Raw genomic sequence first — 14,529 nt, forward strand, 5'->3', positions numbered from 1 at the left:
AATAAAATGGGTACAGAAATAAAACTCAAAGGTGACAAGGTCATCGAACAGATTCCTTCTATAAAAGACAAAGCTTTACGCATTAATTTAAACGAGAATATTTACGGGACATTTGCTGAAATTGGAGCTGGACAAGAGACAGTTAGACATTTTTTCAGATCCGGAGGTTCTTCAGGAACTATTGCAAAAGCGATGTCGGCTTATGACAAAGATTTTAGTGATGCTGTTTACGGGATTGAAAGTGACGGAAGATACGTTACCGAAAACAGACTTAAAAAAATGCTTACGTTTGAAGGAGAACTGATCGAAGAACGTCTAAGCAGAGAAAAACACCCAAATAAACTTTTCTTCAGCTACGCTAATACGGTAGCAACAATAGATTTTGCCAAACAGTTTAAAGGACACGGCTGGGTTGGAATAAGATACCAGATTGAACCAGACGAGGCATATAACGAAATTATTCTTCACATTCGTTTTAAAGAAACTGATGCCAGATTACAACAAGAAACACTCGGAATTTTAGGTGTAAATTTAATTTACGGCGCTTTCTATAAATATAATGACCCAAAACGTTTACTGCGTTATTTATACGATCACTTAGATAAGGATCAATTAGAGATAGATACTATCAATTTTTCGGGACCTCGTTTTGCTGATGTTGACAATCGTTTAATGAGTTTACAGCTGGTTAAAAACGGTATGACGGATGCCGTAATGTTCAATCCGGATGGAAAAAATGTTTTACCGGCAGCTGTTTTATACAAAAAGAATCTTCTTGCTTTTAGAGGAAGCTTCCGCCCGGTTACAAATGTGAATCTTGACATGTATGAGAAATCGTTAAAAATGTTTCTCGAAGAAAATAAAGTAGAAAAAGACAATACATTAGTGGTTTTTGAAATTACGCTTTCGAATTTACGTTCGGATGGTGAGATTGATGAACGTGACTTTATGGACAGAGCTGAGTTACTTTGTTCACTTGGTCAAACGGTTATGATTTCTAATTTCCAGGAATATTATAAAGTTGTGGAGTATTTTTCTAATTATACGAAAGCCCGTATGGGATTAGCAATGGGTGTAAACAACCTTGTTGATATTTTTGATGAGAAATACTACCGACATTTAAGTGGTGGAATTCTGGAAGCTTTCGGAAAATTATTCTACCGTGACATGAAAGTATTCTTATATCCAATGTTAGGTGATAATGGCGAAGTTATTACTTCTGACAACCTGAAAGTTCATCCTAGAATGAAAGAATTGTACAAATTCTTTAAATTCAACGGTAAAGTTGTAGACATTAAAGACTATAATCCAAACATATTAAATGTATTCTCTCGTGAAGTACTAAAAATGATTGGACAAGGAAAAACCGGCTGGGAACCAATGCTTCCGTCTGGAGTTGCCGAAATTATAAAAGAACATCATCTTTTTGGATATCATCCGCAAAAAGAACTAGAGCAAAAAGCTTAAATATAAAAAGTCCCTTATTTGGGACTTTTTTTTTGTTTCAGGTTTTTTTGTTTCAAGTTTCAGGTTGTGTTTTGCGTATAATTTTAACGCAAAGGACGCTAAGGTTTTTTTTATAGGTGGCATTTACAATGTATAAAGTTCGCAAAGCTTTGTGTCGATTAAGCTTTGTGAACTTTACTTTTTTTATAAAAAGCTTACATATAAAACCTTAGCGTACTTTGCGTAAAATCTTAGCGTGCTTTGCGTTTAAAAAAAATGAGCTCAAAAGAACGAAACTTGAAACCTGAAACAAAACAAACTTGAAACAAAAAATCTATTTCAAAATCTGCGCAGCGTGTTCTTTTGTTTTTACTTTTTCGATTACTTCTTCTATAATTCCCTTTTCGTTGATTACAAAAGTTGTTCTGTGGATTCCGTCATATTCTCTTCCCATGAACTTTTTTGGTCCCCAAACACCAAATGCATTGATAACAGATTTATCTTCATCGGCTAATAATGGGAAAGGAAATTCATATTTATCTTTAAATTTTGACTGTGCTTTTTGACTGTCGGCACTTACTCCAAGAAGTTCATAATTATTTGCCTGAAAACGGTGAAAATTATCTCTTAAATCACAGGCTTCAGCCGTACAGCCTGGCGTACTTGCTTTTGGATAAAAGAAAACTACTAATTTTTTTCCGGCATAATCTGCCAATTTATGTGTTTTTCCGTCCTGATCTGTTCCTGAAAAGTTTGGTGCTTTATCGCCGGCTTTTAATGTTGTCATATCTATTATTTTAGATTGTTAATTTTAGAGTTTAGATTTAAAAACAAAGATAGCTTATAACTTATAATTCGCTATTTTTACACTTTAAAATTACGGAAATGAATAAAGAAGCTCGCGTACAATTTGTTATAAATACGTTAAAAGAACTCTACCCCACTATACCTGTCCCACTAGATCACAAAGACCCATATACCTTATTAATTGCTGTTTTACTCTCAGCACAATGTACAGATGTTCGTGTAAACCAAATTACGCCTCTTTTGTTTGCAAAGGCAGATAATCCGTATGATATGGTGAAGATGTCTGTTGAAGAAATTAAGGAAATTATTCGTCCGTGTGGTTTATCTCCAATGAAGTCTAAGGGAATTCATGGTTTATCTGAAATTTTAATTGAAAAATATAACGGTGAAGTCCCGCAGAGTTTTGAAGCACTAGAATCTTTGCCGGCGGTCGGACATAAAACAGCAAGTGTTGTTATGTCTCAGGCTTTTGGAGTTCCGGCTTTTCCGGTTGATACACATATTCACAGACTGATGTACAGATGGAATCTTTCGAATGGAAAAAATGTTGTTCAGACTGAAAAGGATGCTAAAAGATTATTTCCACGAGATACATGGAACGATCTGCATTTACAGATTATTTGGTACGGACGTGAATATTCGCCTGCAAGAGGCTGGAGTTTAGAGAAAGATATTATTACAAGAACAATTGGTAAAAAATCTATAATAGAAGAAGCTGCTAAAAAGAAAGTTTAGCAGCTTCTTTTTTATTCTACATACTGCTTTTTAGAGCATTGTATTCATTTGTCATATCAAGTGATCGATATACTCCCAAAAGTGTTTTTGTTGCTTCTGGATTTTTTGGTTCGATAATAAGTGCTTGTTTTAGATACGGAATCGCACTACGGGCAATATCATCTTTTTTAGCGTTTAGTTTGTCATATTTTTGCATTTCGGAAGGTGAAGTTCCTAAAGAAGCTATTTCATCAGCTAAATCTTTTTTGACTTGTAGTTTCAAATACGCCATATTTATATAGGCATCCAGGTAATTAGGGTTAAGCTCTAAAACATAATTATAAATTACTTCGGCTTTAGGATAATCTTTTTTCTCTAAATACGCATAAGCTAAATTATTATTAACCTCTATTTTTTTTGAAGGAACTAACTCGTTTCTTGGTTTTTCATAAAACCCTTGTTCTATAGCTGATTCTCTGGCTTTTATAGAAACAAAAAAATCTTCTTCTTTTGTTTTCTTGTTGGTAGCATAATACATCATTCTCTTTCCGGAAAAATTAATTTTCTTTAAGATTTCATAATATTTTACTGCTGATTCATAATCCTTACCATTTATAGAAGATGCGGCTGCGTTATATAAATTCAATGTGTCTTTTTTATCAAACAAATAAACTTTATAACTTTTCTCAGCACTTTCTTTGAATTTTCCGGCATTAAAATCAGTCATTGCACCATTAACAAGAGTAGATTTCATAGCTTTTAAAGCTGCATTTGCCTTAACTGTAAATTTAAACTTTCCTGATTCGTTTTCGTACAAAAACACATCCTGATACGCCTGTGAGGCAAACGTAAAATTATTAGCTGCATCTATATTTTTTCCAGCTAAATCCTTATACACATTTCCTTTTAAAAAATAATAATCAGATTTAGCTTCATCTGATGCGTTAAGGATAAGATATTCTGTTTTGTTTAAAATCGCCAATGCTTCCTCGCTTTTTCCTTTATCGTATAAAGACTGCGCTTCTTTTATTTGATCATTTTGAGCAAATGCGGCGACATTTATCAATAGCAGCATTGATAACATCTTTAGGTTCGTTTTCATATTTCGGTTGGGTTTTGGTTGTTAAAATAGATTTAGGTTTTTGAATGAATTTTGCTGCAAATCTGATAGTTTAGCACTTCAGCCTGCGTTTAAATGAAAAAATAAGGTTTAGAGATCGAAATTGCCATAAGTCTCTAAATTTAATTTTTCAAAAAATCAAACTTCTTAGTAAATGACTAAGGGGTATAACAAACAAAACGAAATAAGGTAGAGTAGTTTTTCTTCATAGGTTTTTGGTTATTGGTTGGACATAATTAGGTAATTCAAAATGTTTTAATACGAAAAATTCTTATGTTTTTATAAAATAATGATTATTTTTTAACTAAAATAAAATTAATTATTGAATAAAGAAATATTTTGACTGAAAATATTAAATTTTAACAAAAATATAATCCTAAGTAAAAAATTAAATTTCAGGTTAACTTAGTTAAAGTGAAGAGATACAGTAGTAATTACAAAAATTAGTATTGAAAAAAAACTTACTAGAATGTATTTCAACTGAATAAAATTCATGAATATAAAACCATAAAAAAACTCACTACCTGTATTTGCATACAAATAGTGAGCTTTCAACCAAAACGACCATTTGGTTTTTCTTTCGAAATAAACATCCGACTAAAGCAGCGGGCTGTTTTAATTAGCTATAATCTCAAAATTTTTATCTTCAATTTTCACAACTGTTAAAGCTTGTGAATAACTTAGTAAAAAAGAAATTACTTCTTTTTTAGGTTTCAAATCTTTAGAAGCTAACGCTTTTTTTGAGTAAATTTTCGCCATACTATGTAAATGTTTTATAATAGTATAACGGGCTAATATTCAAAATAGTATTAGTTGGTTAAAATAATTTGATGTTTGTCTATTATTTTTCTCAAATTCATAAGTGCATAACGCATTCTTCCCAATGCAGTATTGATGCTTACGTCTGTTAATTCTGATATTTCCTTGAAACTCATATCCTGATACATTCTCATAACCAATACTTCCTTCTGATCTTCAGGAAGTTCTTCAATTAACCTTTTCAAGTCAACCTCAACCTGATCTACAATCATTCTGCTTTCAACATTTAATGAATCATCAGACATGATAGAGAAGATTGAAAACTCTTCGGTTTCTCTGTACATTGGCATTTTTTTGGTTTTGCGAAAGTGATCCACAATTAAGTTATGTGAAATACGCATTACCCATGGAAGAAATTTACCTTCCTCGTTATAGGAATTACTTTTTAAGGTTTTGATTACTTTAATAAAAGTATCTTGAAAAATATCATTTGAAATATCTCTATCAGCAATCTTAGAATATATAAATCCATATATTTTAGATTCGTGCCTTTTTATTAATGTTGCAAGAGCAGCTTCACTGCCTTCAACATAATTTTTTACTAATAGAGCGTCTGGAATTTGCAGATCAGCCATAATACTACTTTTTTAGTTTTAATAATTTGGAGTAATTTTTCTAAAAAGTAATTTTATTTTATAGGCGCGATCTTTTTTGAGTTATGTTAATTATTGTGACCAAATTTAACAAATATTTATTTTAAAAAGCAAACAAAAACAATAATAATTAACATTATATCGTTAAGTTTTTTACATCAGAGTCCATTTTTGATAAAAATAGTTAAAAAAACGCTGTTCAAAAACGATTTAAAAACAAATGTAAACAACTTACAACTAAACATTTAAGCTATTTACATCTGCTTTTAAGCTAAAATTTTATTCTATATTTTTTTATTCGTAAACACGTACGTAATCGACGTAATATTTTTGAGGAAGAACAGAATCATCTACTTCTGGACCTCCAAAATTACCTCCAATGGCTAAATTTACAATAATATAAAATGGTTTATCAAATGGCCATGTATCTTCATTTTTAACTTCGGGATTGAATGTATAGACTAAAGTTGAATCCACAAAAAAGGCTATTTTATCTTTATCCCATTCAATTGCATATACATGATAACCTTCTTCAATATTTGGGAATTCTGTTCTTTTTGTATTGATAGTATTTCCGTGGCTGTCCTGCGTATGAAGTGTTGTATAAACCATATGCGGATCTCTTCCTATATATTCTAAAATATCAATTTCTCCTGTTTTTGGCCATTTAACCTCATCAATATTGGCACCTAACATCCAGAAAGCCGGCCATAAACCGTGTCCGATAGGTAGTTTTGCCCTTGCTTCGATTCGGCCATATTGAAATTGTTTTTTTCCTTTGGTTGTGATTTTTGTCGAGGTATATTTTTCCCCTTCTTTTCTGGCTTCAATAACTAAATTTCCATCTTTAAATTCGTGATTGGTTTTAGTATAGATTTGTCTTTCGTTGTTTCCATAACCGCACAAATTTGGGCAGCCGTCGCCGAGTTCAAAATTCCAGACTTTTTCATTTAATTTTTTAGTATTGAAATTTTCTTCCCAGACCAATTTCCTCTTTGTTTCCTGCGCATATGAAAAGCTGCAGATTAACAATAGTAAAATTATTTTATTCATAGTATAATTTTAAAATTAAGAAGGCCAGCCGAAACTGACCTTCTAGAATTACTAATTAATTAACTTATATTCTATTGATAAATTCTCACATAATCAATCTCCATAGAAGACTGAGTGAAAGCTCCATCAATATTACCACCTAGATTACCTCCCATTGCTACATTTAAAATCAAGAAAAAGTCGCTGTTAAAAGGTAAAGAACCATCGTTTGGAACTGAATGAAGTAAATCATCGTCTACATAAGTGTTTACTGATGCAGGGCTCCAGATTACTTTATAAACATGAAATTCTGTTGAAACGTTAGCATATGTTTTAGAACTTGTGACACCATTACCGCCTGAGTGCCCAGGATAATGAAGTGTACTAAGAATTACATTTTGATTGTTACCAACATGTTCCATAATATCTATTTCTCCACAGGCAGGCCAAGGTTTAGAAGCATAGTTTTGTCCAAGCATCCAGATTGCAGGCCATGTTCCTGCGCCGCTTGGAAGTTTAGCCTTAACCTCAACTTTTCCGTAAGTAAAAGCAAATTTAGCATCGGTTTTTAATCTTGCCGATGAATAATCTGCACCGCCAGAAGCTTCTTTTTTAGCTGTTATAACTAAATTACCTCCTTGTACTTTTACGTTTGTTGCTGCGTTGGTATAATTTTGTTTTTCATTATTTCCCCAGCCGTTATCTCCTCTTCCTAAATCATAGTTCCATTTTGCTGCATCTGGAGCTCCATCTGTATTAAACTCATCAGACCAAACAAGATTTGTATAATCTGTTGTTGGGTTTTGATTTGGAGGTGTAGTTGTAAAGATATGGTACCAAGCTAATGCAGGGTTTCCTCCCATTACGGCTCTTACCACCATTCTGTTTGCTGTAATTGACAGGATTTCATAAGAACTTTGACCAATATAATACCCCATAAATCCACCGTCAGAGAAGTTCATTGTTGTTCCTCTGGTTTGTTCAGCATGTTTAGGGTTTGCCATAACTACTGATTCTGATGGGCTTAATGATACTGTTTTAACTGCAGTAGTATTATAACTTAAACACATATCTTCTGTTAATGTTGCTCCGCCTACGCTTCCGAAATCTTTATTGAAGAAAGTTGCGCCGCCATTATCCAACAGATATTTAATCTGATCTCCAACAAGTGAGAATGTTAATACGTTTTCGTATAAACAGCTGCTGTTTGGAGATGCTGCTTTTTCAAATGGTCCAGCCATATAGTAATTTGCATAGTAGTTTTTCTCTGCATCTCCATCATTTTGTCCTACTCCAAGGTGACCTGGTTCTGATGCAGACCAATACCATTTTTTAGATGTTCCGCCTGTTAATAGTTGTACAGCTTCTTCATCACTAAAATCACTTTGAACTTCAACATCAATAGTTGTAGTTGTTGCTATTCCTCCTTTTCCTGTAGCAATTACAGTTACTGTATAAACGTTTACACCGGTTTTAGTAAATCTTTTGGTGAATTTTCCAGTTGGTGCACTGTCAGATCCCCCATCAGGATAAACATATTTAAATGAAATAGCTTTGTCTGCTGTTGCTGTGAATTTTACAATTCCAGATCCGTCCCCATAAGGGGTAGCGTCTGTTTTTCCAACAATTTCTGCAGTTACCTGCAGATTTGTTGGCGTATCTATTGATCCAAATGTGTAATCGTCTTTTTGACAACCCATCATCAAGAGAATCGTAAATAACGATACTATTTTTATAATTATTTTTTTGTTCATGATTTCTTGTATTAATTGGATTGTTTTATATCATCAAAATAATAAGTTTCTCCTGTTCCTGTTTTTCCAAAATCCGGGAACAAAATCACTCTGTCATACTTAACAGTACTGTTGAAAGAAGCTGAACTGGTAAGATCGAATGTTAAAACCTCCCATCCATTAGCAACAGTTGTTACTGCTTGAACTTCTGTATTAACACTTGGGTTTCCATTTCCGTCTGGCGGCGAAGTCGAAAGTTCCATTTTGTATAATATTGTTGCTCCGGCTTTTGGCGACCATACAGTTACTTTTACTTTAGTTCCTTTGGTTGCATCAAATGGGTTTTCAAAATTTAAACTAGCTCCTCCCCAAGTTTCTGCTCCGTTCTTTTTATCTAACTTAACTACTTTATTAGAAACATTTAGTCCGGTTTTATTAGGATTTGTAACTACAGACGCATCTACATTTCCAAATCCGCCCCAAGTATACGTTAAGTTTGCCGATTCAAAATCGATAGGTAATGATATTGATTCTCCAGCAGCTTTATAGAAATAAATATTATCGATATAAACGCTCTTACCTGGTACTGGAGCTGTGTCTAATTTTAACTGGAAGATATCAGCTACTGTGAAACCACCCTGACTAGTAAATGCTGAAATTGGAATATCAATACTTGTCCATTGATTTAAAGTAAGATCTTTTTCTACTTTTCTTTCTCCATTCGATTTACTGATAGGGAATATAGCCAGTTTCTCTAAATCTGCTGTCCAAACATCCATGTGCAAGTATTCCATACCCGAAACATCAATTGTTACACCATCTGCCAATGCAATTCCCTGATAGTTTAACTTGATATAGTTAAGCATTTTATCGCCATTAAGGTCAAATTCAGAGAAAGTTCCTGCTTGTCCCCAATTCGGGTAAAAGTTAGTTCCTGGAATATTTGCGTATTTAGATCCGTAAATAGAAATTACATCTCCGGCTTGTCTGCTAGGAGGCGTTGGCGCCGATGTTGTTGGATTTAATACCAATTTTGCTTCAACTTCTGCAGTATATTCAGTAGTTTGTTTAGCAGCACTTTTAGAAACTACTCTAATAGTATAAGTTCCTGCTGCTTGGTAAGTGTAAGACACTGGCTCACCATTATTAGCAGACAACGGGTCTGGTTTTCCAGCTTCTCCAAAATAAACATCATAGAAAAGAGCAAAATCAGCAGTTGCGGTAACTGTTATTTTTTTAGAAACCGATAAATCATTTGTCACTACTACTACTAAATTTTCAGGAGCTCTAAATGAAACTACTACTTCTTTTTCAACTTCTGTAGTTTTTCCGTTTAGTCCAACTGCTATAATTTTAGATTTGTAAACTCCTTCTTGATAGATATGAGATACAGTTCCTCCAGTATTGAATAAATCGGAAACAGGGCTTCCGTCACCAAAATCAACTTTGTACTGTGTTGCTCCTTCACTCTTTGGTAAAAAAGTAACTTTTCCCGTATTATCCTGTGTAACTGTTGCTAAAGCCGAAACATTTGCCGGAGCAGCTATTCCGTCTAAATCAATATCCAGGTCATCGCTTGCGCACCCTATAAGAGCCGCTAAAACGAAAAGATGTATAATAAAATGTATTTTTTTCATAATTGCTATTTTTTAGTATCCAGGATTTTGTGCCCAGTTTCCGTTTGCAAATTGAATTTCTTCAATAGGAAGTGGAAATAATTCGTTTTTATCAGCTTTAAAACCTGCTATTTTTCCAGCAGCTTCTCCAGTTCTTACTAAGTCAAAGAAACGATGTCCTTCACCAAAAAGTTCTAGTCTTCTTTCTGATAAGATATTATCCGTTAAAGCAGCTCCAGAAGTTGTAACATCATGATTGGTATCACCAAAAGCGCGTCTTCTAACTAAATTAAGATATGTTCTTGCTTTTCCATCATCAATTCCTCCTTTGTTATACGCTTCTGCAGCCATCAAAAGTACATCTGCATAACGTATTGCTCTGTAGTTGTTAGGATTTGTTAAATTCAAATCTCCTGCAGCATCTTTACTTCTTTTTCTTGGTAAATATTTTCTGTTAAAGAAACCTGTATCTTCATTTCCTTTTCCAAAGCTTACACCTTTTCCATTATCATAAGATGCATTAGCTTCTGCCCATGCAGCGATATCAAGAATAGCAACATCTTTACGTTTATCTCCCGCTTGAAATGCATTTGCTGATTCCTGTGTTGGAACATTGAAACTAAAACCTGAAGAGAATAATGGTCCTGAATAATTACGAACACCACTAAAACCAACTGCTACGTTTCCTTCACTACATTGTAAACATGGGAATCCTGCTCCTTCAACATCTGTGTACTGAATTTCAAAAACAGATTCTGCACCATTTTCTCCATCAGCTTCAAACATTTTGTTATAATCTGTTACTAAAGAATATTTCTGTGAAGTAATAACTGCTTCAAGTGCCTGAGCTGCCTGAGCATATTTCTTTTCATACAGATAAGCTTTTCCTAATAATGCCTGTGCTGCGCCTTTTGTTGCACGGCCTTTTTGAGATGCATCTGGAGATAAATTTGCAGCCGCAAAAATCAAATCAGCCTCTATTGAAGCATATACTTCCTGAATTGATGAACGCGGTATTATTTTTTCATCTCCAATTTTAAATCTTGCATCTCCTTTCATCGGGATTCCACCAAACCATTTAACTAACTCAAACTGATAATACGCTCTTAAAAAACGTGCTTCTGCTATAACTTGGTTTTTTCCTTCAAAATCTGTTTTATCCTTAAATTCAAGAATATAATTTGCTCTTTGTACACCGGCAAACATCCAGTTCCAGATATCTCTTAAATTGCTGTTTACTGGTGTATGAATCATGTCGTCTATCTGTTGAAAACCAATAACGTCTGTTGGGCTTTCTCCGCCGCAAAGTGTATTATCTGAAGCAATTTCTCCTAATAAAACATTTACATAAGAAGACTGAAGCAAATCGTAAGCTCCAATTAAGGCGTTATCATATTCTTCTTTCGAATTAAAATAATTTTCAGAATCTATAGAATATTCCGGTTTTGGGTCTACAAACTCATCCGAACAAGAAGTCGTTACGGTCGAAAACAGAGCCAGTGTTATAATAGGTATAAATAAATACTTTTTCATTTTAATTTAAATTAAAAATTAATGTTTAAGCCCAATAAATAAGTTCTTGGGATTGGATAGAAACCATAATCAATTCCTCCTCCAATTGGAGCTCCGTTTGAAGCACCCGGATCAAAACCTTTATATTTTGTAAAGGTGTAAAGGTTATTTACTCCTGCATAAAGTCTTAATTTTGAAATTGCAGCTTTTTGAGATATTGCAGGATTTAATGTATAACCAATTTGTACATTTTGAATTCTTAAGTAAGAAGCATCTTCAACAAAATAGTTTGAAAAAACATTATTTGCCGTTGCTCCTGTTGTTACTCTTGGAGTAGAATTACTTGTTCCCGGTCCTGTCCATCTGTCTAAAACATAATTTAAACGATTAGCATCAGAAAGTGTTCTTTCATAATTACGTACCATATCATTTCCTACAGATGCAAATGTAAACACAGCAAAATCAAGTGCTTTATAGTTCAATTGTAAATTGAAACCCATTGTTGCATCTGGAATTGGATCACCAATATTTGTTTTATCTTTTGTATCAATTACTCCATCGCCATTTACATCAACATAACGTAAATCTCCAGGTGCAGCATTTGCTCCTAAAGCTAATTGTGAAGGATGTGCATCGATTTCTGCCTGATTTTGGAAAATTCCATCTGTTTTATATCCGTAGAAATAACCCATTGGTTTACCAATTTCCATTCTCGAAGGAGCTGGCTGTCCTACACCAAAAGCACCGCCTTCAAGAAATCCGGTTCCGTTGTTTACTTCTGTTACTTTATTATTTAGGAAAGTTACGTTGTAAGCTACGCTGAAAGAAAACGCATCAGATAATTTTTCTTTATAATCAATTGAGAATTCAAATCCAGAGTTTCTAACTGTACCTGCATTTAAAGTAGGAGAACTTGCCCCTGGTGCACCTGTACCATTAATTCCTGAAACCGGAATATTTGGTATCAACAAATCTTTTCTGGTATCAATAAAATAATCGGCAACAATAAATACTTTATCATTTAATATTTTTAAGTCTAAACCAACGTCAAACTTTTGAGCTTCTTCCCATTTTAAATCTGGGTTTGGCGTTTGTCCATTTGCTGTTCCGTTTACTAAAGTCTTATTAAATACATAGGTTGCTTCACCAGTTAATAATCCTAAATAGCCGTAGTTAGGAATCTGGTCATTTCCTAATGTTCCGTAACTTGCTCTTAATTTTAAGAAATTTAAGAATTTAGGTTCTCCAAAAAAGTTTTCGTCAGATACTACCCAACCTGCCGTGAAAGAAGGAAAGTAACCTACTTTATTTCCTGGACCAAATCTTGTAGAAGCATCACGTCTAATCATTGCAGAAAGTAGATATTTACCTTTATAATCATACTGAAGTCTTCCAAAATAAGAAAGTCTTCTTTGATCATATGTGTATGAACTATTTGTAAGTGTTTCTGAAGTTCCTTTTGTTAAAGAAATATCTGCATTTTCCCAAGTGTTATTTGGCACATCAAAACCAGTAGCATAAAGACCATTCCCCCATTGTTTATAGATCGTCGTTCCTAAAGTTCCGGTAATGTTATGAGAATCTGCAATCTTTGCATTATATGTACCAAAAAGGTCAAATGAATAATCATTGTCGTTTACAGCTCCTTGAGTAACTGAACTTCTTTGTACATCAAATACTTTTCCGCCATAGCTGATTTGTTTACCAAAAACTTTCGATTCACTATTTGAAGTATTAAAACCTATTGAACTTGATAATGTAAAGCCTTTGAAAAGTTTAAAGTCAAGACCAAAGTTACCGTTTAACTTTTTATAATTATAATCGTTATAAGTATTAGCAATTTGCGCTAACGGATTAATAATTTCAGTTCCTAAACCTGTTGTACTTGGTACTAAAGAAAAACTTCCGTCAGCATTATATGGTTTTAAAGTTGCAGGAACGTTTAATGCATTGAAAAGAACTGATCCTAAACCATTTTCGTTTAATGTTTTTCTCGTAAAATAAGTATAGATAACATTAGATTTTAATTTGATTTTATCGCTTAAATCCGCACCTAAAGCAATTCTTGCAGTATTTCTTAAGAAACCTGATTTGTCTCCGCCAACAATACCTTCCTGATCTAAATGAGAACCACTAATAGAATAAGTGATTTTTTCAGATCCTCCAGAAATAGTCAAATCATTATTTATGATTGGAGCATGTTGAAAAACTTCATCCTGCCAGTCTGTTCCTTTACCAAGCGCACTAACATTTGGATAAGGTAAGTCTTTACCTCCATTTGCATAGCTTTCATTTAAAAGCAATGCATATTCTGTTGCGTTTAAAGTTGGAAGTTTTCTTGACGTTTCCTGAAATCCTGTATAGCTGTTAAAAGAAACTTTAGTTTTAGTATTCTTTTTACCCATTTTAGTAGTAATCAAGATAATTCCGTTTGCTCCAATAGTTCCGTAAATTGCAGCCTGAGCATCTTTTAAAACGGTGATGGTTTCAATATCATTTGGATTCAACAAACCAAAATCTCCTACATAGCCATCAATAATAGCTGTTGGTGCATTTTGTCCGTTTGTAGCAATACCACGAATACGAATATCTAGCGGTGCTCCCGGCGCTCCTGACTGCGTCGTAACGTTTACACCAGATATTGTTCCCTGTAAAGCCTGCTCAACACGAATAGGTTTTAAAACATCAAGTGTTTTACTGTCTATTACAGAAACGGCTCCGGTAACCTCTCTTTTCTTCTGAGTACCGTAACCAATAACCACGACTTCTTCTAATGACTTAGCGTCGTCGGCCATTTTTACAGTTACCTTAGTTCCAGAAACCACAACTTCTTGTGTTCTGTAACCTATATAACTGAAAACAATTGTAGTTCCTTTTGGAACATCGGTTAGTTTAAAAGATCCGTCGAAGTCCGTGGTTGTACTCTTAGACGAATTTTTAACTTTTACATTTACCCCTGGCAATGATAAGCCAGACGCATCTAATACTGTACCTGAAACGTCCAAGTTCTGCGAAAAAGCAAAAGATGTACATAGCAGCAGTACTGTTAGTAATAATTTAGATTTCATAATTAGTTAGTTTTTATTGAAAGTTAAATTTATCTGTTCCCTTTATGAAAACGATAAAATTAACCTCAA

Annotated in this window: 11 protein-coding genes; 2 read left to right on the forward strand and 9 right to left on the reverse strand. The window is 33.7% G+C overall.

From position 1 onward, the window contains the following. Positions 1-6: 6 nt before the first annotated feature. A complete protein-coding gene (locus tag ASD98_RS16600) occupies positions 7-1,467 on the forward strand; it encodes a hypothetical protein (protein WP_056206359.1) in 1,461 nt (486 codons plus the stop codon). 313 nt (positions 1,468-1,780) lie between these two features. On the opposite strand, the gene bcp is transcribed toward ASD98_RS16600, so the two are convergent. After that, on the reverse strand, positions 1,781-2,233 hold the full coding sequence (bcp, locus tag ASD98_RS16605) for a thioredoxin-dependent thiol peroxidase (protein ID WP_056206361.1): 453 nt from the start codon (positions 2,231-2,233) through the stop codon (positions 1,781-1,783). A 98-nt stretch (positions 2,234-2,331) separates the two neighbouring features. Here bcp and nth point away from each other — a divergent pair, with 98 nt between their 5' ends. Further along, positions 2,332-2,988 (forward strand): endonuclease III, encoded by a 657-nt coding sequence (gene nth, locus ASD98_RS16610; protein ID WP_056206362.1) that lies wholly within the window; start codon positions 2,332-2,334, stop codon positions 2,986-2,988. Positions 2,989-3,004: 16 nt separating this feature from the next. Here the strand turns inward: nth and ASD98_RS16615 are convergent, their stop codons facing one another. The 8 genes from ASD98_RS16615 to ASD98_RS16645 all read right to left on the reverse strand — a co-directional run bounded on the left by ASD98_RS16615 (position 3,005) and on the right by ASD98_RS16645 (position 14,460). After that, positions 3,005-4,069, reverse strand: coding sequence for a tetratricopeptide repeat protein (locus tag ASD98_RS16615; protein ID WP_056206364.1), 1,065 nt, complete (start codon positions 4,067-4,069; stop codon positions 3,005-3,007). Between the two features lie 633 nt (positions 4,070-4,702). Next, positions 4,703-4,846, reverse strand: a complete 144-nt coding sequence (locus ASD98_RS24140; protein WP_165590706.1) for a hypothetical protein — start codon at positions 4,844-4,846, stop codon at positions 4,703-4,705. A 50-nt stretch (positions 4,847-4,896) separates the two neighbouring features. Next, the gene (locus tag ASD98_RS16620) at positions 4,897-5,481 is read right to left on the reverse strand and encodes an RNA polymerase sigma factor (protein ID WP_053473705.1); all 585 of its coding nucleotides are present in this window, start codon (positions 5,479-5,481) and stop codon (positions 4,897-4,899) included. Between the two features lie 312 nt (positions 5,482-5,793). After that, a complete protein-coding gene (locus ASD98_RS16625) occupies positions 5,794-6,552 on the reverse strand; it encodes a family 16 glycosylhydrolase (protein WP_056206366.1) in 759 nt (252 codons plus the stop codon). Between the two features lie 71 nt (positions 6,553-6,623). Then, positions 6,624-8,285 (reverse strand): family 16 glycosylhydrolase, encoded by a 1,662-nt coding sequence (locus ASD98_RS16630; protein WP_056206368.1) that lies wholly within the window; start codon positions 8,283-8,285, stop codon positions 6,624-6,626. A gap of 11 nt (positions 8,286-8,296) precedes the next feature. Next, positions 8,297-9,901, reverse strand: a complete 1,605-nt coding sequence (locus ASD98_RS16635; protein WP_056206371.1) for a hypothetical protein — start codon at positions 9,899-9,901, stop codon at positions 8,297-8,299. Between the two features lie 12 nt (positions 9,902-9,913). Beyond that, entirely contained in the window at positions 9,914-11,413 is a 1,500-nt protein-coding gene (locus ASD98_RS16640; RefSeq protein WP_056206373.1) for a RagB/SusD family nutrient uptake outer membrane protein, read from the reverse strand. Positions 11,414-11,424: 11 nt separating this feature from the next. Further along, on the reverse strand, positions 11,425-14,460 hold the full coding sequence (locus ASD98_RS16645; RefSeq protein WP_056206375.1) for a TonB-dependent receptor: 3,036 nt from the start codon (positions 14,458-14,460) through the stop codon (positions 11,425-11,427). Between the last annotated feature and the right edge of the window lie 69 nt (positions 14,461-14,529).

The organism is Flavobacterium sp. Root186 (assembly GCF_001428525.1).
GTDB lineage: Bacteria > Bacteroidota > Bacteroidia > Flavobacteriales > Flavobacteriaceae > Flavobacterium.

What these genes read in the sequence shown, in the direction of transcription:
- ASD98_RS16600 (WP_056206359.1), top strand. Translation starts at nt 7, where the DNA reads ATGGGTACAGAAATAAAACTCAAAGGTGACAAGGTCATCGAACAGATT.
- bcp (WP_056206361.1), bottom strand. Translation starts at nt 2,233, where the DNA reads ATGACAACATTAAAAGCCGGCGATAAAGCACCAAACTTTTCAGGAACA.
- nth (WP_056206362.1), top strand. Translation starts at nt 2,332, where the DNA reads ATGAATAAAGAAGCTCGCGTACAATTTGTTATAAATACGTTAAAAGAA.
- ASD98_RS16615 (WP_056206364.1), bottom strand. Translation starts at nt 4,069, where the DNA reads ATGAAAACGAACCTAAAGATGTTATCAATGCTGCTATTGATAAATGTC.
- ASD98_RS24140 (WP_165590706.1), bottom strand. Translation starts at nt 4,846, where the DNA reads ATGGCGAAAATTTACTCAAAAAAAGCGTTAGCTTCTAAAGATTTGAAA.
- ASD98_RS16620 (WP_053473705.1), bottom strand. Translation starts at nt 5,481, where the DNA reads ATGGCTGATCTGCAAATTCCAGACGCTCTATTAGTAAAAAATTATGTT.
- ASD98_RS16625 (WP_056206366.1), bottom strand. Translation starts at nt 6,552, where the DNA reads ATGAATAAAATAATTTTACTATTGTTAATCTGCAGCTTTTCATATGCG.
- ASD98_RS16630 (WP_056206368.1), bottom strand. Translation starts at nt 8,285, where the DNA reads ATGAACAAAAAAATAATTATAAAAATAGTATCGTTATTTACGATTCTC.
- ASD98_RS16635 (WP_056206371.1), bottom strand. Translation starts at nt 9,901, where the DNA reads ATGAAAAAAATACATTTTATTATACATCTTTTCGTTTTAGCGGCTCTT.
- ASD98_RS16640 (WP_056206373.1), bottom strand. Translation starts at nt 11,413, where the DNA reads ATGAAAAAGTATTTATTTATACCTATTATAACACTGGCTCTGTTTTCG.
- ASD98_RS16645 (WP_056206375.1), bottom strand. Translation starts at nt 14,460, where the DNA reads ATGAAATCTAAATTATTACTAACAGTACTGCTGCTATGTACATCTTTT.